18 protein-coding genes are annotated in these 24553 nt (G+C 47.2%); 10 read left to right on the forward strand and 8 right to left on the reverse strand.

Features of this window, described 5'->3' with window-relative positions:
- Positions 1-9 precede the first annotated feature (9 nt).
- From HQM15_05010 to HQM15_05020, 3 genes are all read right to left on the reverse strand, one after another.
- Entirely contained in the window at positions 10-480 is a 471-nt protein-coding gene (locus tag HQM15_05010) for a hypothetical protein (protein ID MBF0492119.1), read from the reverse strand.
- Entirely contained in the window at positions 453-1298 is an 846-nt protein-coding gene (locus tag HQM15_05015; GenBank protein MBF0492120.1) for a TIGR02147 family protein, read from the reverse strand. The genes HQM15_05010 and HQM15_05015 overlap by 28 nt, the downstream gene beginning before the upstream one ends.
- Positions 1299-1467: 169 nt before the next feature.
- The gene (locus HQM15_05020) at positions 1468-2619 is read right to left on the reverse strand and encodes an ATP-binding protein (GenBank protein MBF0492121.1); all 1152 of its coding nucleotides are present in this window, start codon (positions 2617-2619) and stop codon (positions 1468-1470) included.
- Between the two features lie 224 nt (positions 2620-2843).
- On the opposite strand from HQM15_05020, the gene ileS reads away from it, so the two are divergent.
- From ileS to HQM15_05040, 4 genes are read left to right on the forward strand one after another with little or no spacing between them, the layout of a single operon-like run.
- The gene (gene ileS, locus HQM15_05025; GenBank protein ID MBF0492122.1) at positions 2844-5657 is read left to right on the forward strand and encodes an isoleucine--tRNA ligase; all 2814 of its coding nucleotides are present in this window, start codon (positions 2844-2846) and stop codon (positions 5655-5657) included.
- A 5-nt stretch (positions 5658-5662) separates the two neighbouring features.
- Positions 5663-6190, forward strand: coding sequence for a signal peptidase II (gene lspA, locus HQM15_05030; protein MBF0492123.1), 528 nt, complete (start codon positions 5663-5665; stop codon positions 6188-6190).
- 19 nt (positions 6191-6209) lie between these two features.
- Positions 6210-7097, forward strand: coding sequence for a prolipoprotein diacylglyceryl transferase (locus HQM15_05035; protein ID MBF0492124.1), 888 nt, complete (start codon positions 6210-6212; stop codon positions 7095-7097).
- Positions 7094-7789 (forward strand): CPBP family intramembrane metalloprotease, encoded by a 696-nt coding sequence (locus tag HQM15_05040; GenBank protein MBF0492125.1) that lies wholly within the window; start codon positions 7094-7096, stop codon positions 7787-7789. The genes HQM15_05035 and HQM15_05040 overlap by 4 nt, the downstream gene beginning before the upstream one ends.
- A 32-nt stretch (positions 7790-7821) precedes the next feature.
- Here HQM15_05040 and HQM15_05045 read toward each other — a convergent pair whose 3' ends face one another.
- From HQM15_05045 to HQM15_05055, 3 genes are all read right to left on the reverse strand, one after another.
- On the reverse strand, positions 7822-9273 hold the full coding sequence (locus HQM15_05045; GenBank protein MBF0492126.1) for a glutamate synthase subunit beta: 1452 nt from the start codon (positions 9271-9273) through the stop codon (positions 7822-7824).
- Positions 9266-13852, reverse strand: coding sequence for a glutamate synthase large subunit (gene gltB / locus HQM15_05050; GenBank protein MBF0492127.1), 4587 nt, complete (start codon positions 13850-13852; stop codon positions 9266-9268). Before gltB ends, HQM15_05045 begins: the two co-directional genes overlap by 8 nt.
- 204 nt (positions 13853-14056) lie before the next feature.
- Positions 14057-14515 carry a cytochrome c gene (locus HQM15_05055; GenBank protein ID MBF0492128.1) on the reverse strand — a complete coding sequence of 153 codons (459 nt, stop codon included), beginning with the start codon at positions 14513-14515 and terminating at the stop codon, positions 14057-14059.
- Positions 14516-14669: 154 nt separating this feature from the next.
- Here HQM15_05055 and HQM15_05060 point away from each other — a divergent pair, with 154 nt between their 5' ends.
- Positions 14670-15017, forward strand: coding sequence for a CZB domain-containing protein (locus HQM15_05060; GenBank protein ID MBF0492129.1), 348 nt, complete (start codon positions 14670-14672; stop codon positions 15015-15017).
- 117 nt (positions 15018-15134) lie between these two features.
- Entirely contained in the window at positions 15135-16943 is a 1809-nt protein-coding gene (gene typA, locus HQM15_05065) for a translational GTPase TypA (protein ID MBF0492130.1), read from the forward strand.
- An 87-nt stretch (positions 16944-17030) separates the two neighbouring features.
- Here the strand turns inward: typA and HQM15_05070 are convergent, their stop codons facing one another.
- Positions 17031-17114: a DUF559 domain-containing protein gene (locus HQM15_05070; GenBank protein MBF0492131.1), complete on the reverse strand. Its 84-nt coding sequence runs from the start codon at positions 17112-17114 to the stop codon at positions 17031-17033.
- A 193-nt stretch (positions 17115-17307) separates the two neighbouring features.
- On the opposite strand from HQM15_05070, the gene HQM15_05075 reads away from it, so the two are divergent.
- From HQM15_05075 to HQM15_05085, 3 genes are all read left to right on the forward strand, one after another.
- Positions 17308-18405: a hypothetical protein gene (locus HQM15_05075; protein ID MBF0492132.1), complete on the forward strand. Its 1098-nt coding sequence runs from the start codon at positions 17308-17310 to the stop codon at positions 18403-18405.
- A gap of 72 nt (positions 18406-18477) precedes the next feature.
- A complete protein-coding gene (locus tag HQM15_05080) occupies positions 18478-19248 on the forward strand; it encodes a hypothetical protein (protein MBF0492133.1) in 771 nt (256 codons plus the stop codon).
- Positions 19249-19295: 47 nt separating this feature from the next.
- On the forward strand, positions 19296-19616 hold the full coding sequence (locus HQM15_05085) for a hypothetical protein (protein ID MBF0492134.1): 321 nt from the start codon (positions 19296-19298) through the stop codon (positions 19614-19616).
- Between the two features lie 37 nt (positions 19617-19653).
- Here the strand turns inward: HQM15_05085 and HQM15_05090 are convergent, their stop codons facing one another.
- Positions 19654-21294, reverse strand: coding sequence for a Na/Pi cotransporter family protein (locus tag HQM15_05090; GenBank protein ID MBF0492135.1), 1641 nt, complete (start codon positions 21292-21294; stop codon positions 19654-19656).
- A gap of 203 nt (positions 21295-21497) precedes the next feature.
- On the opposite strand from HQM15_05090, the gene HQM15_05095 reads away from it, so the two are divergent.
- Positions 21498-24326 (forward strand): hypothetical protein, encoded by a 2829-nt coding sequence (locus HQM15_05095; protein MBF0492136.1) that lies wholly within the window; start codon positions 21498-21500, stop codon positions 24324-24326.
- The last annotated feature ends 227 nt before the right edge of the window (positions 24327-24553 follow it).

Here is a 24553-nt window from a genome sequence, read left to right on the forward strand (position 1 = left end):
GGGAAAAAATTATTCTTCTAAGGTCTCTTTTATATTTTCTTCCACTTCTTCTAGCTCTTGTTTTACCTCTTCTTCCTGGGTTGCTTTATCTTCCTCCAGCGTTAAAGTTTTGTTGGGAGTTGTCGGTGTGATTTGTTGTATGGGATGAGGAAGTATTTTTTTTACTGGAGGATTTTCTGGTACTGCAGCAGGTTCAGGTATTGAAACACCAGGAGATTGGGGATTTGCAGTGTCGCCGGAAGGTGCTGCACTGGGTGCTGGGACAGGATTTCCCACTTCGGTGCCGCCTGATCCACAGGAGGAGAGGAGGGTGAGGAATACGAAAAACACAAATAGTAAAACACCCCTTCTCCCTTGATGGGAGATAGAGTACACCGAAGAATCACCCTCTCCCTGCCCTCTCCCATCGATGGAGAGGGTGGAAAATAAAAATCGCGTAACAAGGTGTTTTACTAATTTTTCTCTTTGTTCTGGTGCCATACACACTCCGTTAAATTAAAAAGTTGAAAATTCAGTTGATACACCGTGCTGGCGGCTTGCTCGTCTTGCACGAGCGACAAAATCTCTTTTCGAAAATCCTGAAGGCGTTTTTTGACTTCTAAAAATTTTTCTTCGGAAAGGGCCAAGGTGAGAGAAGAGATGTCTCGTTCTTCCGCTGAAGTTTTCTGAAGAGCTTCCTTGGCTTTTTCAATCATGCCTTGATGAAAGCGAAAGGCAGCCAGACTGGCGACTTCGTTGCCGGTCGAAATTGCCCTTTGCTTGGCCCGGAGCTTGCCTTCGGCATTGCGCTCTAACAGACCCAGTGTTTCCAGAAGAGCCAAACTCTTTTTGATATCGCTGATTTTGATTTCTTTTCCGAGTTTTTCCTGAATCCAAAAAGGGTCTTCCTTAAAATCCTTCAATTCCACCATCTCGCGCAAGGCCACGTGGTGCCAGGCTTCGAGGTATTCCATCTGCGCGTGATCCAAATGTTGAAGGGGTAAATCCTGTCGGGTTTGCCTGAGTTTTTGGTAGGCCTCTTCTTTGCTTTGAAAATCCTTGGCCTGGTTGAAATTCACCAAGGCCTTAAAAAAAGCGCATTCCTTTTCATTCAAATCAAAGGCCTTGCAAACCTTGCACAGACTGTCTTCGGTGAGGTTGCGTTTTCCATCCATCACTAGTTTTAAAAAATTGGGGGAAGTAAAACCCGCTTTAGTAGAAAGAGCACGGTGCGTGACGTTGCGTTTGTGCTTTTTTAAATACGCAAAGCGCTCTTTCAAAAACTCCCGATAATCCAGATATTGAAAAACCTTCTTCATAGGTCTGGCCTATAGACCTATTTTTGGGATGAATTCAATACGCATTTATTATCAATTATTAATTATTTGAATACAAAAGCAGTATAAATACTAATAATTTAAATATGTTGAATTTATTAATATTTGAATAAATTATTTTTTAGAATACAAATTGCTGCTGTATTGACCTCTATGGCAAGGCCTGTAAAAAACGATTGGCCGAACAAAGATAAAGACCCTTTTCTCCTGTTTCTAACAGATAGGAGTTTGCGTCGTAAAAAACCTGGAAGGCGTAGGGCGTAGCTAAAATTTTGTGAAAATAAGGGAGCGAGGAATCGAGTTGTTTCTCCGCAAATTTAGCTTCGACCAGCAGGAAGGGTTTTTGATTTTTTGTGATTAAAAAATCACATTCTTTTTTCTCTTTGTTACGAACATAATGGAGTTGAAAAATTCCATATCCCATATCGGTCCAGTACTGACAGGCCTTCAGAAGATGGGTGGCTATCAGATTTTCGAATTTTGAACCTTCATTTTCTAAAGAAGACCAATCGTAAAAATAAATTTTTTTCTGTTGTTTTAAAGATCGGGCGATTTTTTTGAAATAGGGTGAAATCGAAAAGAGGAGAAAGAGCTTTTCCAAAGTGCTTATCCAGTTTTGAACACTGCGGATGTTTACATCCAAATCTTCACGAAGTGAATTCAGAGAAAGCGGACTTCCGATTCTTTCGGGTAACAAAAGAAGCATTTGTTCAATGAGTCCAATCTCCCGGATGTGAGACAAGTCTCTTAAATCCTCCCGTAAAATGAGACGCCGATAATCGTTTTGCCATCTGCCCAAATAAAGATCTTCTGCCTTAAACAAGGGGTCGGGAAAGCCACCAAAATGCCACAATTGTTCCAGCTCATTTTTGTATTTAGCCTTGGAGATATCCAGTATTTTTTGGATGCAGTTTTGAGGTGCAAGATCCTGCTTATAAGACCCGGCAAGTTCTCCTAAAGAAAAAGGAGCGAGGTGAAATTGATTGTATCTACCCAGGAGTGAATCGCCTCCACGCTGATAGATATCCAATCTGCCGCTGCCAGTAACTAATATTTCCACATTATTTCTATTGAGGTCATAAAAACCTTTTAAAAATCTTTTCCATCGCGGATATTTGTGAATTTCATCCAAAACAATGCGTGATAAAATTTTGGGCTCTTTCCAGAATGTGTCTGGATTTTTAAGTATGTTTTTTTGTTGAGTGGCATTGTCCCAGTTAAAATAGCCTTCCTGCTCCGGGTTTAAAAAAGATTGCGCCAAAGTCGTTTTGCCAACTTGCCTGGGCCCAGTAATGAAAGCCATTTTGTGGTTGTTTAGTGTTTCTTGAAGGATTTTTTTAAGGTAGCGCATTGCTGTAAATTTTGTATAACTATACAAATAAGTCAAAACTTATTTGTATGTGTGTGCAAAATAGTCATTCAAGTATAGCTTTCAAACCTCCGTAGCTGCATTCTCGCGCGGAGCGTGGAAACGAGAAAGAGAATGATATTTGACACCCAATTCCAGCTATGATCTCTTAAAAAGCTATGACCGAATCCACAGCAAAACCCGACTACAAAAACACCCTCAATCTCCCAAAAACCGACTTTCCCATGAAGGCCGATCTTCCCAACAAAGAGCCGGAGCGTCTCAAGTTTTGGGCAAATCAAGGCACTTATCGCAAACTGATTTCCAACAACATTTCAAAACCCAAATACGTGTTGCATGATGGTCCTCCTTACGCGAATGGGCATATCCATTTCGGACATATTCTCAACAAGACGCTCAAAGATTTCATCGTCAAATACAAAAACATGTCGGGCTCTCTCACCGAGTTTATTCCGGGTTGGGATTGCCACGGCCTGCCGATCGAGTTGCAGGTGGACAAAGATCTGGGGGCCAAAAAACGTGAGATGTCGGTGGTACAGATTCGGGAGGCCTGTCGCGAGTATGCCAACAAATATGTGGATATTCAGCGCGAAGAGTTTAAGCGTCTGGGGATTTTTGCGCGCTGGGAAACGCCCTATCTCACCATGAATTATGCCTATGAGGCCGCCACGCTGCGGGAGTTGGGCAAGCTGGTAAAAAATGGCCTGGTGTATCGCGGTCGTAAACCGGTGCACTGGTGCATGAGTTGTAATACAGCCCTGGCAGAGGCTGAGGTGGAATACGAAGACCATCAGTCTCCTTCGGTGCATGTCAAATTCCCTTTGCTTTCCTTGTGGGAAGGAGCGGGTGAAGCACTGAAGACCAAAAAAGTCTCTGTACTCATTTGGACCACCACTCCCTGGACTTTAGCCGCCAATGTGGCGGTGGCCTTGCACAAGGGCTTTGCCTATGTGGCCTTGGAAGTTGCGGAGAACGAAGTGTTGATTGTCGCGGAGGGGTTACTGGATTCGGTCCGAAAGCAGCTGGGTCTGGAAAGCGCGAGGGTATTGGATCGCATCAATTCCAAAAAATTGGAAGGCCTGGATTGTCAGCATCCTTTTTTAGCTCGCAAATCCAAGGTGGTGCTTTCCGATCACGTCACACTGGAAGCCGGCACAGGCTGCGTGCACATTGCGCCGGGGCATGGACAAGAAGATTATGAAGTGGGTTTGAAATATCAACTGCCGGTCTTGAATCCCGTTGACTCGCGTGGGGCCTATACCAGCGAGGTAGGTATTGAAGCCTGGGTAGGAAAAAAAGTATTTGATGCCAACACCCTGGTGGTGAATTTGCTGCAAGAAAACCAGATGCTGCTGAAGACTGAGGAAATCACGCATTCCTATCCGCATTGCTGGCGTTGTAAAAAACCCGTCATCTTTCGTTCGACCGAACAATGGTTTGTTTCGATGAAAGAAGGCGATCTGCGTCATCGTGCACTGGATGCCATTCGCCGCACGGCCTGGATTCCCCCTTGGGGCCGCGATCGCATTTACGGCATGGTGGAAAATCGACCCGATTGGTGTATCTCTCGTCAACGCAGCTGGGGGGTCCCCATTGTGGCCTTTCTTTGCAAAAAATGCCGTCAGGCCCTCATCCGCCAGGAACTTATCGAAAAAGTGGCTGCGCTTTTTGAGCAAGAGGGCGCGGATGCCTGGTTTAAGCGTTCTGCAGAAGAGCTGCTTCCTCAAGGCACAAAATGTAGTGCCTGCGCTCACAGCGAATTTGAAAAAGAAGATGATATTTTAGACGTGTGGTTTGATTCCGGCGTGTCTTTTGCGGTGGTTTTGGAGCAAGAGACAAATTTGGCCTTCCCTGCAAACCTTTATTTGGAAGGATCAGACCAGCATCGCGGTTGGTTTCATTCCTCACTTTTGGCGGCGATGGGAACTCGCAATCAAGCCCCTTATCAATCCGTATTTACCCATGGTTTTGTAGTGGATGGACAAGGAAAAAAATATTCCAAATCGGCCAAAAATTATACGCCTCCGGAAAATCTCATCAAAAAAATGGGTGCCGAAATTCTACGCCTGTGGGTGGCGGCCGAAGACTATCGTGGCGATATTCGGGTGTCGGACGAAATTATTTCGCGGCTTACCGAAACCTACCGAAAAATTCGCAACACCCTGCGCTATCTTTTGGGAAACCTGTACGATTTTAACCCCGCGAAGGATGCCGTCCCTTATGAAAGACTGCAGGAGCTGGACCACTGGGCCCTGGACGCCTACGCGCGTCTGACTAAAAAACTAAAAGCGGCTTATGAAAGTTTTGAGTTTCATCAAATTTATCATGCCCTCAATCAATTTTGTACGGTGGAGCTTTCGTCGTTCTATCTGGATATTCTGAAAGACAGACTCTACACCTATGGCCCGCAAGGCCCTGAAAGACGGGCAGCACAGACGGTGCTCTTTCAATTGGTAAAAGGGATTTCTCTGTGGATGGCGCCTCTGCTGTCTTTTACGGCGGAGGAAACCTGGACCTACATTGCAGCTTTTGAAGGCAAAACAGAAAGTGTTTTTTGGATGCCGCTGGAAGAAGCCCCTGCAGCCTGGATCCAGGAAGAGCTGTCCCTCAAATATACAAAAATCCGTGCGATCCGCGAAGAGGCCTTAAAGGCCCTGGAGCTGGCAAGAAAAGACAAAGTGATTGGTTCTTCGCTGGAAGCCCAGGTGCGTCTGAGTGCCGAAGGCGAGACCTTGAAATTACTCAAGGCCTACGAAAAACAATGGGCCACGCTGCTGATTGTTTCTCAGGCCCTGGTGGTCTACGAGATAGAAAATCCTAACCATCAAAATGAAAATTTGGGTGAGCTGCAGATTCAGGTTGTTCTTGCTGAAGGGAAAAAATGTGAGCGTTGCTGGACCTATTCGACGACAGTGGGAAAACAAGCGGCAAGGCCAGAGGTGTGTGATCGCTGTTTTAAGGCGTTGATGTGACAATCATGTCTTCCAAATACAAAATCCTATTTATCATTCTCCTCCTTGGCGTTTTCGCCGACCAACTCAGCAAACACTATGTGGTCCAACATCTTGCGTTGTCTGATTCTTTTTCAATAATCCCCGGCTATTTTGATATTGTGCATTATCGCAATACGGGCGCCGCCTTTGGGATGTTTGCCCAGTGGGCTTCTCCTCTGCGGGAAGTTTTCTTTTACGGAGTTTTTAGCGTGGCCTTTATTTTCTTAGGTTACAGTTTTTATAGCACCCCTCTTTCCGATCGCTTTTCACTCGTCTCGCTTTCCCTTATTTTTTCGGGGGCCCTGGGAAATATAGTCGATCGACTTTTTCGCGGAAGCGTCGTGGACTTTTTGTTGTTTCACTGGCAGGATAAAATAATCCGAGTTGCAGGCCATACAGTAGATTTGGTTTGGCCCGCTTTTAATGTGGCGGATTCATGTATTACGGTGGGAGTGATTTTACTTTTACTTTCTAATTTGAGACGAACTTCTCCAAAAGAAACTGATAACTGATTACTAAGGAACTGATCTCATGTTTCCCTTCCTCTATAAAAACGGCACCTTTGTCATTCAAACTTTCAGCGTCATGCTGATGGTGGCTTCTTTGGCAGCTACTTTTTTTGCTTACTGGTATGCCCCCAAAAAGGGGCTTTCACAAATTGTGATCTTAGACCTGGGAATTATTGGAACCCTCAGTGCCATTGTGGGAATGCGGCTTTTTCATGTTTTTGTGGAGAATCCTTCTTTTCGTATCAATAATACGGGGCCCGTTACCAATTACATGGAGGATTTTAAGAATTTTTTTATCATTTTAAAATCCGTGATTTTTTCGCATGCGCACTTTAGCGATTTGTCCATCCCGATGATCTTTCAGATCTGGCGTGGGGGCTTTGTTTCTTATGGGGCCATTATCGCTCTTGTGATAGCCGATTACACTTATTTGACTGTCAAAAAATTACCCACTTGGAAGTACGGGGATCTGCTGTGTTTGGTGGCTCCTCTCATCAACTTTTTTGTTCGAATAGGTTGTTTGGGCGCGGGTTGTTGTTATGGAAAACAAACTCATTTTTTTCTTCATCTTGTTTTTACCAATCGCTCTAGTGAGGCCGGGCAGAAATTTTATGGGATTCCCCTTCACCCCACTCAAATTTACGATCTGTTGCTCAATGGGGTTGTCCTATTTTTGGTTTTGTTGTGGATCGATAGGCGCAAGAAGTTTGATGGACAAGTTGTAGCTTGCTTTTTCATGATCTACGCTATTCAGCGGGCTTTTATAGAATTTTTTAGAGGAGATGTAGATCGCGGTGTTTATTTCCACGGCCTAATTTCTACCGCGCAAATTATGGGAATAGCGGCCTTCGTTTTCGGATTACTCTTGTATATTTTTCTCTCTAAAAAAAACAAACCTTCTCTTTCATGATTAAAGAAAATTCAAAAAAGGATTTTCTTCAGGTGATGATTTTTTGGCTGTTCGTTTGCCTGGCCATCCACCTGTGGGTTCGTTTATCGTTTCTTCCGTTTTTTAAGAATTTATCCCCCTTAGTTACAGTTTCTCTTCTTCTTTATTTACCAGGCCTTGTTTTTAAAGGGGTGCCTGATTTTTATTCTTTTTTTGAGAAAGATAAAAAGACGATTTTGTATTCTCTCAAAATTCTTTTAGTTTTTTCATTAATTGTTTTTCCCGTTTTTTTTGCGGCAAATCATTTTTTTCAGGCGTTTTTTTTTAGGGCCCATTATCATCCCACGCCCTTTTTTGGCTTAGCGGAAGGTCGCCTCTACCTCATTTTTCTCAATCATTTATTGTTGGTGGCCTTGCCCGAGGAGTATTTTTTCAGGGCCTTTCTTTGGGATAAGCTGCAGTGCTGCTTTACGCCTTCTTCAACCCCCATTTCTTTTTTGGGGGTACCTCTCACAGGCCTTTTCTTCTTCAATGCCTTTTTGTTTGCCTTTTCTCATAGCCTCATTGTGTTGCAATGGTGGCATTTTGCCATCTTTTTTCCGGGACTAGCCTTTGTCTGGCTACGCTTGAAAACCCACGGATTACTGGCTCCTGTGCTCTTTCATGCCTTGTGCAATGTGGCGAATTATTGGATTTCTATGCATTATCGATGAAGGCCCCTTTAAAAGGCAAATTCTGGGTGAACTCAAGGCAGCTCACTCTCCCCCATCAACATCTCATCCATCGCCCGAGCGCATTTGCGTCCTTCCGCTATCGCCCACACGATGAGGGAGGCGCCACGTTTGGCGTCGCCGGCGACGAAGCATTTGTCGATTGAGGTTTTGTAGTTTTTGTCACCCACAATATTTCCGCGACCATCCAGTTTTACACCCAGTTGTTTAATGAGGGCATTTTGTTCCGGGCCGGTGAAACCCATGGCCAAAAAGAGAAGGTCGGCTTCCAGTTCGAATTCGGAGCCTGGAATTTCCTTGAATTGGGCCGGTTGGCCTTTGGCGTTGGGGGTCCATTCCAATTTGATGGCCTGCAATTTTTTGAGCACTCCGTCCTGCCCGGAAAGAGATTGGGTCATCACGGCAAAATCGCGGATGTCTCTTCCAAAGAGTTTGGCCGCTTCCGCATGGGCAGAAGGGCTTCGGTAAATGATGGGCCAGGTGGGCCAGGGGTTGTGCAGAGCGCGGTCTTGCGGGGGGGGAGGCAGAAGTTCCAGTTGTAAGACAGAAGCAGCGCCCTGACGAGTGGCCGTTCCTAGGCAGTCGGCACCGGTGTCTCCACCGCCCAGGATAAGAACTTTTTTGCCTTTGGCATTAATGAAATTTTCGACTTTATCGCCGGCATTCAATTGATTTTGTTGGGTGAGATATTCCATGGCCAGATGCACGCCCTTTAAATTGCGTCCGGGGACATTTAAATCGCGCGCCTGGCTAGCACCCACACAGAGGGCCACGGCATCAAAATCTTTTTTCAATTGATCGACCGTCAAGTCTTTGCCGATTTCGATATTTGTTTTAAACAGCACCCCTTCGGCCTTCATTTGATCAAGCCGTAGATCGATGCGGTTTTTCTGCATCTTAAAATCGGGAATCCCGTAGCGAAGTAAACCTCCAAGACGGTCTGCACGCTCAAATACTGTGACTTCATGACCGGCCCGTCTCAATTGCTGGGCGCAGGCAAGACCGGCAGGGCCTGAGCCAATGACGGCCACTTTTTTTCCCGTCAATATTTTGGGAAGTTCGGGTTTTACCCAGCCTTCTTTGAAGGCGTGCTCGATGATGTTGAATTCGATGGTTTTGATGGCCACCGCTTTTTCGTTGATGCCCAAGACGCAAGACCCTTCGCAAGGGGCGGGACAAAGGAGACCGGTGAATTCGGGAAAGTTGTTGGTCTCGTGCAGACGGCTGATGGCCTCTTTCCAAGAGTTTTTGTAAACGAGGTCATTCCAATCCGGGATTAAATTCCCCAAAGGACAGCCCTGATGACAGAAAGGAATGCCGCAATCCATGCAGCGCGCGGCCTGTTGATTCAAACGATCTGCCGGGAATTCTTCGTAAATTTCTTTAAAATCTTTGAGTCGAAGCTCAATGGGACGCTCCGGATAAGCCTCCCGCTTGTATTCCATAAAACCCGTAATCTTAGCCATAAAGCGCTGCCTCCAAGCTCAAGTTCTTCTCTTTCATTTTCAGTTTCACAGCGGTCATCACTTTTTTGTAATCTTTGGGATTCACCTTCACAAAATTCTTAAGCTCGGCCGAAAAATTTTGTAATATTTTTTGGGCAGGAATACTGCCCGTATATTTTTGATGTTTCTCGATTAACTTTTTCAGGAGGGCGATGTCTTCGGGGTCTTCTACAGCCTCCAAATCGACCATGTCTTTGTTGCACTTGGATTTAAAATTTTCCTGCTCGTCATAGACGAAGGCCAGTCCTCCGCTCATCCCGGCAGCGAAATTTCTTCCGCTATTTCCCAACACCACCACCACGCCTCCGGTCATGTATTCACAGGCATGGTCCCCCACTCCTTCTACCACCGTATGGGCCCCCGAATTTCTTACGCAGAAACGTTCGCCCGCAATGCCTCTAAAATAGGCCTCTCCCTGGGTGGCGCCGTAAAGCACTGTGTTGCCGATAAGTATATTTTCTTCTGCTGCAAACGTGGATTCGAGTGAAGGAAAAACAATGAGTTTCCCCCCGGAAAGTCCTTTACCCACATAGTCATTCGCATCGCCTTCCAGACGCAGCGTAATGCCTTTGGGAATAAAAGCGCCAAAACTCTGTCCGGCCGAGCCCTTGAATTTAATTTGAATCGTGTCTTCCGGCAAGGCCTTGCTCCCGTAAAGTCGCGTGACTTCAGACCCCAGAATAGTGCCCACGGTACGGTTGCGGTTGCAGATGGGCATCTCTAATTTTACCTTGGTGCTTTCGCTGAACACAGGCTCGCAGAGTTCCAGGAGTTGATAATCCAGGGCGCGTTCCAGGCCGTGGTCCTGATCTTGTATCTTTCGAATCGCAACATTTTTTTTCACGGGGACCTGATAGAAGATATTGCTGAAATCGAGTCCCTTCGCCTTCCAGTGTGCAATCGCCTTGTTGAAGTTGAGCAGATCGGCGCGACCGGTCATTTCGTCGAGCGTTCTAAAGCCCAGCTCGGCCATGATTTCCCGAAGTTCTTCCGCCACAAAAAAGAAGAAGTTGATCACCGCTTCGGGTTGACCGGTGAATTTCTTACGCAGTGCTGGATCTTGAGTCGCTACTCCCACCGGGCAGGTGTTGAGATGACAGACGCGCATCATGATGCAACCCATGGTAATGAGAGGTGCGGTAGAGAAACCAAATTCTTCTGCCCCCAGCAAAGTCGCGATGGCCACATCTCGGCCGGTTTTCATCTGTCCGTCGACTTCCACCGTAATGCGGTCGCGTAGGTTGTTGAGCACCAACACCTGCTGAGTTTCCGCCAGCCCCAGTTCCCAGGGAATGCCGGCATGTTTGATACTGGTTTGAGCCGAAGCCCCGGTGCCTCCGTCGTAACCGGAGATCAGCACGAGATCGGCCATGGCCTTGGCCACGCCGGCGGCCACCGTTCCGACTCCGACTTCTGCAACCAGTTTTACGCTGATGCGTGCACGGGGGTTGGCGTTTTTCAGGTCGTAGATGAGCTGCGCCAGATCTTCGATGGAATAAATATCGTGATGAGGAGGCGGTGAAATCAAACCCACTCCCGGCGTGGAATAGCGGACCTTGGCTACCCAGGGATAAACCTTGTGACCCGGCAACTGGCCGCCCTCTCCAGGTTTGGCGCCTTGAGCAATTTTAATCTGGATTTCATCCGCATTCACCAGATATTCGCTGGTGACCCCGAAGCGTCCGGAGGCCACTTGCTTGATGGCAGAGCGGCGTAAATCCCCATTGGCATCGGGAAGAAAGCGTTTGGGATCTTCACCCCCCTCGCCCGTGTTGGAACGTCCACCAATGCGGTTCATGGCAATGGCCAGGGTTTCGTGGGCCTCCTGGCTGATGGATCCAAAAGACATGGCCCCGGTTTTAAAACGTTTCACGATTTCTTTTGCGGGCTCTACTTCTTCTAATGGAATGGAATTCGTTTTTTTGAATTCAAACAAGCCACGGAAGGTACAGAGCGCCGAGGCCTGGTCATTGATGCTTTTCGCGTATTCTTTGTAATCGTCGTAGGAAGCAATCTGGGTGGCATATTGCAGCTTGGCCACGCTGTCGGGATTAAACAAATGCGCCTCACCGTCTCGTCTCCATTGGTAGTTTCCACCTTCTTCAATATGCAGAGAGGCAGACAGTCGTTTCGGGAAGGCCTTTTTATGACGCAGCAAGGTTTCGCGATGAATAGCCTCTATTTCTATCCCCCCAATGCGAGAGGCGGTATGGGTAAAATATTTATCGATGAGGGTTTTCGAGAGTCCGATGGCCTCAAAGATCTGTGCACCGCGGTAACTCTGAATGGTGGAGATCCCCATCTTCGACATGATTTTCACAATGCCTTTTTTACAGGCCTTGATGTAATTTTTGAGGGTAGTTTTGTGATCCGTCTTAATAGTGCCTTCGTGGATAAGGTCATCCAAGGTTTCGAAGGCCAGATAAGGATTGATTGCCCCGGCCCCATAGCCCACCAAAAGGCCAAAGTGATGCACCTCGCGAGGTTCACCCGATTCCAGCACCAGGCCCACTTTCGTGCGGCTTCCTTCGCGCACCAAATGATGATGCAGCCCTGCCACCGCCAGCAAACTGGGGATAGCGGCCCACTCTTCGTTTACCCCTCGATCCGACAAAATTAAAATATTGCAGCCTTCTTGAATAGCGGCCGAGGCCTTTTGAAACAAATCTTCCAGGGCAGCGCTCAAGCTAGCCTCGTCTTTGTTTGCTGGAAAAAGAATAGGCAGGGTTTTAGATTTGAACCCTTGATAAGGTTTGAGTTCCAGTTGTTTCAAGCGCGCCAATTCATCGTTGTCGATGATGGGGCTCTTGAGTTTAATTTGATGCGCAGAGCGGGCAGAGGGTTCCAGCAAATTTCCTTCGGCACCAATTGTGGTGTCGACCGAAGTGACGATCTCTTCGCGAATGGCATCCAAAGGCGGATTGGTCACCTGGGCAAAAAGCTGCTGAAAATAATTGAAAAGGTTTTGCGATTTTTTTGAAAGAACGGCCAAAGGAGTATCGGCTCCCATCGAACCGACGGCCTCCTCCCCATTATTGGCCATGGGAAGCATGAGGATATCAATGTCTTCCCGGGTGTATCCAAAAATCACCTGACGCTTGGTGACGGTCGCATGATCGGGTTCGGGGAGATGGGGACATTCGGGCAAATCTTCCAGGACTAAACGGTTTTCTTTCAGCCACTGTCCATAAGAATGGCGGCTGCTTAAGCCTTTTTTAAGCTCATCATCCGCGACGATGCGGCCCTGATCGATGTCTACCAGAAACATGCGCCCGGGATGCAGGCGTTCCTTGATGAGAATATTTTCTGGCGCAATGTCCAGCACACCAACTTCGGAAGCCATGATCACCAAATCGTCTTTGGTGACGTAGTAGCGCGAAGGGCGCAGCCCATTACGATCCAAAATGGCACCAATCCTTTGACCATCGGTAAAGGCAATAGAGGCGGGGCCATCCCAGGGTTCCATCAGGCAGGCATGATATTCGTAAAAATCCTTTTTTTCCTGACTCATGCCTTCGTGACCACTCCAGGCCTCGGGAATCATCATCATCACTGCGTGAGGCAAGGAATAGCCGGCCATCACCAGCATTTCCAGGGCGTTGTCAAAAGTAGCAGAGTCGGAGCCGTTTTCACGGATGACCGGTAAAACTTTTTGAAGTTCGTCTCCAAAGATCTTGCTTTGAAAGAGGGCCTCGCGGGCCCGCATCCAGTTGATGTTTCCGCGCAGGGTGTTGATTTCTCCGTTGTGGGCAATCAGGCGAAAGGGATGGGCCAGTTCCCAATTGGGAAAGGTATTCGTCGAAAAACGGGAATGGACCAAGGCAATGGCGGAGACCATTGTGGGATCATTCAAATCAGGATAAAAGACCTCGAGCTGTTCCGGCGTGAGCATCCCTTTATAAATCAGTGTACGACTGGACAGTGAAGGGATGTAGATATTCTCCCAGCCTTTGATCCCCGATTTTTTGATCTCATTTTCAAAGGTCTTGCGAAGGATAAACAGGCGACGTTCAAAGGCGTCTTGAGTGGAACTATTTGAAGGAGTGGGAAGCCCTGGCCCCTGGTCACCCAGGGCAATGACAAATTGTTCAATGGCGGGCATGGCCGCCTTGGCGGTGTTTCCAATTTCTTTGGTGTAGGTCGGAACCTTTCTCCAGCCTAAAAAAACCTGGGCATCTTTTTGGGTGATTTCTTCCAGAATTTTTTTAACTTTTTCGCGCTTGGGCGCCTCGCCGGGCAAAAAAACGGTGCCTACGCCATAGCTGCCTTCGGAAGGCAGCGTGATGTCCAAATTGCCAAATTCCTTGAGTAAAAATTCATGCGGGACCTGAATGAGAATTCCCGCGCCATCGCCCGTATTCGCCTCGGCCCCCGAGGCGCCCCGATGCACGAGGTTATTGAGAATGACCACGCCTTTGTGCACAATGCTGTGCGATTTAATTCCTTTTTGATGAACAATAAAACCAACGCCACAGGCGTCTTTCTCTTGAGAAGGGGCATACAGGCCATGTGCTTGGGCGTCTTTTCGAAGTTCTTCAATCGATAAATTTTGGGTATTCAATACAATCTCCTCTTAACTATGTCATCGCTGCAATGACAACCGCCCTCAATCCAAATGCATCGCGGGTGACGAGGGTAGGGTTGCGGACCATAGACCTGATTTTTAACACTTTTCAAGAGGAAATATTGAAGGGAAAGACTTTAGAATCAACTTTCATGAATTATTTGAGCACCGCCCCTGAGTTTATTTCGGGAGCTGAGAATCATTCTGCCTAAAAAATTCCAAAATAGACCGGGCATCCTCCTGCGTCACATTTTGAAAAGTCATTTGTACATAATGGATGGCTAAAAGTTCGTGGGCTACAGGATCTTTTTGAGTCATTTCTTGAGGATTTAAAATCATGTTCAAAATCCATTCAGGGCTGCGACGCTGGGTAACAGCCTTTAAGGCAGGGCCCACAAATTTTTCCTCTATTTTATGACAAACACTGCACCTGGATTGAAACAGCTGTTGCCCTTTAGAAGCTAGCGAGGGGTCCAAGGCCACTAGCGTCAGACTCTTCACGGGCCCCACACCTTTATCGTCCAAAGAGGAGGTGGTCGGTGGGGGCGTATTTTCCTCCCCATTTTTTTTACCACAGGCAACTGCGGTTATTAATAAAACTGCAAAGAACAAAATGCTCAACTGACGTGAATATTTCATAAGCCAACCCCCCTCCTGCCTACTCAGGCAAAAGAAAAATAGCAAGACCCGAGAAAATATTCTTTGCGCCAAAATCGCCGATTTTTAAAAATCGACCTATTTTTTAATTTGAAAATAGTGTTCTCTCAACTACAATCTCCAGAAAGGGGGCATTATGAATTTTGATGATGCGATTAAGGCACACAGTGTCTGGAAGACCAAATTGGGTTTATATTTGAACAAACCCGATGCTTCTCTCAAACCGGTGGAGGTGGAACCCGATAATCGCTGCGATTTGGGAAAGTGGATCCATGGAGAGGGTGCAAAACATGCCTCCCTTCCGGAATTCGGCCAACTTAAGGAAACTCACCGGCTCTTTCATCAAGAGGCAGCAAAAATTGTTCAGCGTGCTAACAATGGGGAAAAGGTAAATGAGGAGGTGGCCTTGGGGGCAAAAAGTGGTTTTGGAAATGCCTCTACAAAAGTAATTACCTTGTTGATGATCTTGAAGAGTAAAACTTAAGTTTCCACCTTACGCGATTTTTTCAAAAAGCGGTGATCGGTTAATCTCGGATGACATGGGTACGATGATCGAGAAAAAGGTAGACTTTTCCTCCAACTCAGTATCTAAGCCTCCCCCATGAAGAATACCCTACAAAACCCAAGTCTCCGAAACATTGCCATCATAGCCCACGTCGATCATGGTAAAACTACACTCGTTGACCACATGCTGCGCCAGGCAGGAACCTTTCGCGCCAATCAGGAAACCGCCGATCGGATGATGGACAACATGGACCTTGAACGCGAACGCGGAATCACCATCGCCGCCAAAAACTGCGCCGTGCAATGGAAAGGCATCAAGATTAACATCATCGATACCCCAGGCCATGCAGACTTTGGAGGTGAAGTCGAACGCGGTTTAAAAATGGTCGATGGCTGTATCTTACTCGTGGATGCCTCCGAAGGGCCCCTGCCTCAAACCCGCTTCGTGCTTTCGAAGGCACTTCAAGCCAATCTCAAAATCATCGTCCTCATTAATAAAATTGACCGTGCAGATGCCCGCCCTCAGGAAGTCCTCAACGAGGTCTTCGATTTGTTTATCGACCTGGATGCCCGCGAAGACCAGATTGACTTTCCTATTATTTACGCCATCGGTCGCGAAGGAATCGCCAAAAATAAATTAGAAGATCCCTCCACCGATTTATCCGTGCTTTTCGATGCCGTTTTGGAAAAAATTCCTCCTCCTAGCCATGAAGAAGGCGAACCCTTTCAGATGTTGGTCACTAATCTGGGTTATTCCGATTATCTGGGACGCCTGGCCATTGGCCGTGTTTTTCATGGAGACGCAAAAAAGAACGACCAACTCGTACGCATCGGCCGTGAAGGGATTCCCAAAAACCTCAAGGTTTCTTGTCTACAGGTTTATGAGGGTTTGAAATTTCAAGAAGTCGATACGGTGCCTGCGGGTGAAATCGTTATTTTATCCGGCATTGAAGAAGTAGAGATTGGTGACACCATTTCAACCGTGGAAAATCCAAAGGCGCTCAAACGCTTGGTGGTGGATGAACCCACGGTATCGATGAAATTCATGCCCAATTCTTCTCCCTTTTCAGGACGTGAAGGAAAGCTGGTTCAATCGCAACGCATCTGGGACAGGCTGCAAAAAGAAACCCTGCATAATGTCGCCATCAAAGTGGAAATGAGTGATGAAGGAGACAGCTTTGTCGTCAAAGGCCGTGGTGAATTTCAGATGGCCATCATTTTAGAAACCATGAGGCGCGAAGGTTTTGAAGTTTGCGTGGGTCGCCCTCAAATTATCTTCAAAGAAGAAAATGGACAGAAACTGGAACCCATTGAACATTTATTTGTCGATATCCCCGATTTATTCATGGGTCTCGTCACCGAAAAACTGGCCCTGCGCCAGGGAAAAATGATGAACATGGTAAACCACGGCTCAGGCCGTATTCGCCTGGAATTTTCTATTCCTTCTCGCGGTCTCATTGGTTACCGAAATGAATTTTTGACCGACACCAAAGGCGTAGGTCTAATGAATTCTTACTTACTGGGATACGAACCCATGCGCGGTGAAATTAAAAGCCGAGTAAGTGGATCATTAATTTCCGATCGACAAGGGGTTGCGGTTCCTTACGGTTTATTTCACCTGGAACCTCGCGGTGTTTTGTTTGTGGATGGAGGCGTTCCGGTTTATGAAGGCATGGTGGTCGGCGAACACAATCGCGACAACGATTTAAACGTGAATGTCTGCCGCGAGAAAAAACTCAGCAACATGCGCGCCTCGGGTAAAGACGAGCACGTGACCCTTACTCCTATTGTTCCCATGACCTTGGAAAAAGCGATTGAGTTTATTAAAGATGACGAATGGGTGGAAGTAACTCCCAAGAGTATTCGGATACGAAAAACAGTGCTGGCCTCGAATATGAGGAAGTAAGAAAAGCTAAAAGCATGTTACCTAAATTTTAAAAGTGGACTTTTAACAATCTCCTCTCCCCTTGGGGGAGAGGGTAGGGTGAGGGGTTCATTCACTACTTTGAGCTGCAGCATGTTGCCCACCGTCCAATTCGATAACAATGCGTTTCTCAAGACATACAAAATCTACAATCTACAAAAAAATCTGCTTTAATTAAGTATTTAAAATTACACAAAAAAACATTTCAAAACAAAAAGCACTCTATTTTTTTCAGCAACTTTCTCGCCCATTCCCCGATAACTCTAATCGCAAAGGCTGGAAACACTCAGTCCTGCGGGTCTTGAAAAAACATTTAACCGGTCAAAGGAGATCTTTATGATGGATTTTGTACGTAACTTCATTTCTGGCCTGCGCCTGGGCTACCTCACATCTGACGCAGTCAGTCAGTCAGTCAGCTGCAAATGTAAATCCAGCAACGGATTCCACTCCGAGTAATAATGGTTCATCTTTTACTCTTGCTTCCTCGGATCCTCTCACTCTCGCCGCGGCCCTACGACCCAATCTTTCCCTGCGCAATCTCTTCCTCTTTACCGCAACGGCTGTAGGCGCAGCGGTCGTGGGAAGCATTCCCCCAAATCCGAGAATTGATCCCCACTTGGCGACAGAGCGTGAAGCACGCATTACTGCCCTTTACGAAGAACTGCATCGGAATAATCGGTATGGATTAGATCTTTTGGAACTTGCTACCGACACCGTCGATGCAATGTATGCGTATTCGGCCGATCGAGGCGGAGGAGACCCCGTCAGACCCGACAGCGAGGCCGAAGTAATTGCCTCTAGGGCGCATGAAGCTTGGCTTGCAAGACAAGATGCCCGATCATCGTGGATCACAGAGAGACATCTCGACAGAGACTTTGAAGGTCTTCCCCCAGCGGCACAGATGAGAGTTCTTGATAGTGTATTCATCGCCTTAAGACAGTTGTATGAGCGCCGAGCTGCAGAATATAGCGGGGCTACTAGCCAAACTGACCGTCACGCTCTAGGAATGTACCGATCCCTGCCGTCACGTCTTGACTCCCTAAGAACAGCTTATCAAAGACAACTCGCAACAGATCCTAGTGCTTCTCTCGTCTCACCCAGAGAACAGGGCCTTGGTTTTATAGATAGAATACTAGGAACCCGCCCTCCCGGGAAAATTGTCGTATCCCCCAACAGCAGAGCTCCTGAATCTCTTGCTTTCCTAGATGAAATACTGAATCCCGAAGCTACCAGTCCAAACAATCCCGAAGCTGCCAGTCCAAACAATCCTGAAGGTACAGATCATCCACCCAGTGGGCCTGAAGGTGGGGGTGGCGGTGGTCACAGAGGCGGACCTACGGAAATCCGCCGTGAAGGAGTACGTGAAGGAGTAATGGATACAGTCTTGCGTGAAACGGAACACGGAATCGGACAGGCAGGAGAAACACTCCGAGAAGGAAGATAAACAAAAAACTTCCTCTTCCCAAGCCCCCTCTCCCTTGATGGGAAGGGATTGGGGAGAGTCAGGGAGAATTTTATGTGTAATCCTATTCGAAGCTTCGTGGCCTATGCTGGAGATTATTGTCTTAATGGCCCATTTCTTCAGCGTAGCGATTCAGCCAACTCTCCCGCGGCCTATGCCGGTTTGCGGGTAGATGGCTGCGCGGCGGAGACTTGTGTGGAGGTCAATCGAGACGCTATTTTCAGCGCGGGACAAATCCGCACCGCTCAAGCCCTTGTTCATCAAACCGATTTGTTTTTGAATGGCTCCTCTGCAGATACTGGAAATTTGGGCCTCAGCCGTTCTCTCGTCACTACTGCGTCTGCGCGGGATGCCGCTTTGGCCAGACTGGATCGTTACGAGCGAACTCATCAACTGCCTCACAGCTGTTCGGAAACTAATGTTTGCGAAGCACTGAACCTGGCACAAATCAACGCGCTCCGAGAAAGTCTGGAAAGTGAAACCACCCCTCTCTCCACAAAGATAGTGGGAACCGCGAGTGCTGCACTGTCGGGTGTTTATTTAGTCCATCTTTTTCATGCACTCAAAGCTTCTGGCAAAGGAATCCCTTTTCTCACTTCACTGGGTCGGGTGGTTGCAAACGATATTGCAGGGGCAGCTCGCCCGGGCATTTCTACACTGGGTCGTGGGATTACGCTGCTGGCCACGGCAAGCAGGGCCGGTCAACTCGCAGTGGCCATCCCCGCCGGAATAGCTTTGGGAGCCGCCATCCATTATTCGGGACTCGGGCACTACATTGGAACCGATTGGCTGGGAGAGCATCTTGGAAATTGGCTGGCTTCCTAAGAAAAAAAATATTGCTTTCTCTCTAAAAGAAGCGTTTTCATTCGCCCATGAAGCTTCAAAGAGTTTACTTGCAATTTATCTTTTGTATGCTTTGTCTCCTGCCGGGAACAAAGAGTTTTACTCAAGATAATCTGCCTCAAATTCTCAATCAGGCTCCCACCCAAAAATTTGAAGTCCTGGGACCCGTCAGTGCCACCGAACCGAAGGTCGAAGAAGCCCGGACAGAATTGGCTCGCCAGGCCCATAAGCTTGGGGCTCAGGCGGTTGTTCTTAAACATTGCGAAGCCCCTTCAATTAGACGCGAGGGTTTAACTTGGATCAGCGTCCACGCCTCCTGCGAAGGAACGGCGATCAAATTTACAAAGTAATCCCGTCAATCTTGGCCGCTAGAATATAAAGTCATTATCAGACATTCATTTCCAAAAGAGGCGTCACCAGCTCCTGCAATAGAGATGCAATTCTTGAAAAAGCGGACAAGGTATCCAGATGAATCGAAGAAGTTTCGATACTTTCTTTTAAACCCGACTGGAGTCTGGCCAGGTGTTTGTTGCGCAGTTCTTCGTGATCCTTCACCAAATGCTCCACGCTGCGAATCACTTTGTGGCAAAGCTCCCGATTGCTGGAAGTGAGGGCCGAAATGACCCAGGAAAAACTTTGCAGAATATTGCTGTGATAAGCCAGAATTTCTTTCCAGCCTTCTTCAGAAAATGTTCGCGATCGATGGATTTTTTTACCCGCCATGTCCAAAATATTTTGCACAATGATATCGCCAATCTCCTCGAGTGCCCCGGTCATGGTCAACAGTGTCATAGAGAGCTTTGCCTGTTCTGAAGTGAGGTTTTCCTGGGAAAGTTTGGTGAGAAAAATTTTCACTTCACGGTCTAAAAAATCCACTTTGTCATCTTTGGCTTCTATTTCTTGCACTAGTTCGAGGTTATATTTTTCGTAACACTGGATAGAACAACGAAACATCACAAACACTAGGTCCGCAACGCGAAGCAGCTCGCGCCTTACATTGGCAAAGGCCAGCGAAGGGGTATCCAGATTTTTGACATCCAGGTAACGGGGAGCAAAGGGGTTTTCAAGCTCTGCTGGTGTGGGCGGAAGTAATTTTTCTATCAGCCACACGCCCTGTCTCACAAAGGGAAAGAAGAAAAATGAAAGCATTAAATTGAACAGAATATGGGTAAAGGCAATCAAACCACTTTGAGTTAATTCCACTCCTGGAAAACGATGAGAAAGCCAGAAAACCAGGTGGCTGAATTCGTCCAGAAAGAGGAAACAAATCACCACCCCCAATCCCTTAAACACCAGATGGGCAAAGGCCACCTGTTTTCCGGAAGTCCCCCCGGAGATGGAAGAAAGGACCGAAGTAAAACAGGTTCCAATATTGGCCCCCAAAATCATGGGAAGGGATTGCTCGAAATTTAAAATTCCGGAAAAAGAAAAGGCAATCAATAAGCCCAAGGTGCCTGCGCTTGAAAGAAAGGGTGTGATGAAGGCAGCAAACACAAAGGCATAGCCTTTATTTTCGGCCAGTAAACTCATGAGCTGGGTAAAGAGGGGAATTTCCTTGAGAGGCAAGGCCTGCTCGGTCATGAGTCGCATCCCCAAAAAAATGAAACCAAAACCCAGGAGAATCATGCTGAGGTATTTTGCCTTCTTAGTGCTACTGATGAAATCGAAGGCGACCCCAAATACGAGGAACAACATGGCATAATCGCCAAAGTGACGGATGGAGAGCAGTAAGACTACCAAGCTGGTTCCAATGTCTGCCCCCAGCAAAACGCCCATCGCCTGAGTTAAAGTCAAAAGCCCGGCTCCCGCAAAAGAAACCAGCATGTTTGCTGTAGCGGAAGAAGATTGCAGAATCAGGGTCACAAAAATACCCACCAGCAAGCCTTTCATGCGCTTGTCGGTGAGTTGAGAAATAAAACCCCTCAAACGATCTCCACCCAAAAGCTGCAAACCATTACGGCTCACGCGAATCCCATACAAAAAAATAGCCACGGCACCGATAAAGCTAATTAAAGAGAAATGAGGCATGTCTAAAATTGTAAAGATTTTTTGGAAAGATGGCGAGGAAAGAAATAAATACTTAGCCTTGCATTCCATATTTTTTTTCGAGACAGTACAGCCATAACTGTGCTGGCTTAGCCTTGCCGAGGGAGATTAGTGCAGTAGGCTAGCAACTTTTCGTAGGGGAATGCCCGATATATCCTGTGGGGGGATATAAGGAGATTTGTTATATGTTGAAAAAAACATTATTAGCTGCGGCGTTGTTAACAAGTTTGGTTTTTCCAACGGTTTCAAAAGCTGCTGATATCCGTGTAAGCCGCCTGGATGATCCAACTCCTAGTGATTCTAATTACGGTAGTGGATGCTCCCTTCGTCAGGCCATTCTTTCACATAATGCGCAGCGGTCGGTGGGGGGCTGTCAGCCAATATCGGGATCTATTGGTGGTGTTGATCGTATTGTTTTGGCAAGCGATAATTCCTACACGATTTCACTTGCAGGTTCCAATGAGGATGCAGGGAATACAGGAGATATAGACATTACCGAGGGGACGTTAACAATAGAAACAGAGGACCCCACGAAAAGTGCGACCATTTCTGTCGCTCCTACTTTTGATGATTGTTTATTTAAGATTCGAAATGGTTCTGGATCGCAAACTCGGCTTGTTCTCAATAATATTCACTTTGTTGGAGGGGTAGCTCCTCGTGTTGACGTTGACAAAGGGGGTTTTGCGCTTGTTAGGCCAGGGGCCAACTTGTCTGTAAACAGATCCTCTATTTCTGGTTTTCATGTGACCCTGGATGGCGCTGCGGTTTATGTGGAAGACGGGGGGATGTTTAGCGCCACCGATTCTAGCTTCGATTCCAATCAAGCCTCGCAAAGTGGTGGAGCTATTTATTGCAACTCGGCCATAGTCGCAACTGGATACTGTGTTTTGAATCGAGTGACACTCAGTCACAATGGCGCGGCCAATGCGGGTGGGGGGATTTTTGTGAATGGCCAGGCGAGTCTCACCAATACGACTCTTAGTGGAAATTCAGCAGCTACCGGAGGCGGGCTTGCTCATATTGTTTCTTATGCTCTTGCCTGTCATGATGAGAGAGATCCTGGGGCAGCAGCAACTACTACAGTGTGTAGTGACATTCCATCCGCCACCCCCAACATGACTTTAACCCATGTGACGCTTGCCTTTAACACCGCCCGTTCTACAGGGGGTGGTATTTATAATCCTGCCTCCGTGACACTGAGTGATGGTACGACAATTAAATACCCTAAAGTGATTTTGAAGAACTCCCTCATTTCCAACAATTCCATTAATGGAAATCAGCAAGCGGCAGCGGCGGATTGTAGCCAGACCTTGGATTCCATCGGGGGTAATCTTATTCAAAATATGAACGGTTGTACTGTAATGAGGTATCCCCCTGTAACAGCGAATAATGATGCAACCAGCCAAGACCCCCTGCTTTTACCCTTAGCAGATAATGGCGGCTATACCCAAACTCATGCATTTGAAACCAAGTTGGAAGAAAGCGGCAAATTATCTAACCCTCAGCCTGTGATGGGAAGGGGAATGTCTTGTAATTCGGATGGGGCAGCAAGTGATAGAGACCAACGCGGCGTAACCTATAATGCGGGTACTATTTGTGATATTGGAGCCTTTGTTAACATTTCTCCTCAAAATTTAAGTGTGGGTATTAACGAAGATTCTTCTCCGGGTGCTGCGTCCAGAATTTTCAATGTTTCCGTATCTAACTTTGGCTCTTTCTCTGCTGACACCAATGAGTCATTCTCGGCAGTGCTCAATCCTTCTTTAGCCATGCCGACTCAGGTAATTTTGGATGTGATTTTGTCCTCTGCTGGTCGCACGGTCTCCTTCGATGCAGATTCGTTCAGACCTGCGAGTGGGCATTATGTTTCAGCTCGTTGCAACGATTTTACAAGTGGGAATACTTTGTCTCCAGAAGACCCCTCTCATTATCAGTGCATTCTTCAACGCTTTGCAGTGGGCGACAAAATCGTACTTCATGCCAATATCTCTAATGAAACCATTGCCGGAGGAGAAGTCCGTCTTTTCGCCGCTGTTCATGCAGAGAGTACAAGAAATCTTGATACAGAAATAGCCAATAACTTTGTTGTACAGGCAATTCATAGCCTCTCTTCATCAACTCGAGATTTTGGTTATGGATGTGCTGGATGCGTTCAAAGTGTGACTGCGGGTACTCGTTCTGCAAACATACAGGTGGGAGTAAACTCGTTTACGGGTGATCATTTTACTCCTGATGTTCAAGTCTCTTTTGTTAGTGCTCCGGCTTCTGCCACTGGTTTAGCGACTCCCGATGGCTTAACATTCAGCCCTGCAACTATTTCTTATGGTGGTGCTAAACAGACTGTTTTAAGCTTAGCTATTCCAAGTAATTTGCCTGCGGGTACCTATAATTACAGCGTTCGACTTACAGCCGCTGGAGTAACGCACGATCTTCCTTCTACCCTCACTGTGCAAGCTACACCAGCGGTAGGTGGTGGTAGCGGTACAGGCCCAGCAGCTGGGGCTACAACTCCAGGATTTACCTTGTCTGCTACCCCCACTCCCGTTGCCATCACTCAGGGTGCTTCGGGCACTGTCAATGTGGCCATTACGCGCACGGGCGGGTTTACAACCCCTGTAGGTCTGGCCTTAACAGGCTTACCCACTGGAGTTACCTCAACTTGGGATACCACCACCACAGGAGATGCGCGAATTCTTACTCTCACTGTGCCTGCGGCTATTCCTGCAGGAAGTAGTACGGTCACCGTGAGTGGGCTTGCCGAAACGTTGAGCAACAATACAACCTTCATTCTTAATGTGACTGGCCCAATTTCCGGCGCCCCAGGCTCTGGTACTGCAGGGAGTTTGGGCGATGGGGCTGCGAGTCCCGCTCCTCCTCCTAGCGGCGGCGGGGGTGGTTGTAGTTTGACCGAGACGGTTGCCCCTGGCTTGCCCTACTCTTTATTCAGTCTGCTGGGTTTAGTGGCGCTGCGGTTGAGGAAGAGAGCTGGGGAAGTAGGGAGTAGGGATTTTTAGAGGGCAAGATCCGATCTTGCACTTGCATTCCCTATTTTTTTTCAAGACAATACACCAATAACTTTGCTGGATTAGCTCTGCCGAGGGGCTTAGATTCAAAAGATGCATTTAATTACTGGGGGTAGTTTTTTTTGATAAGGCGAGAAGTTTCTTGATTTCTATTTTTTTCCCTTTGCCTTCTTCTTTTCTAAAGTCAATCACTTCTTGTTTGGGGTGTTGTTTTGACT

The organism is Deltaproteobacteria bacterium (genome assembly GCA_015233135.1).
GTDB lineage: Bacteria > UBA10199 > UBA10199 > JADFYH01 > JADFYH01 > JADFYH01.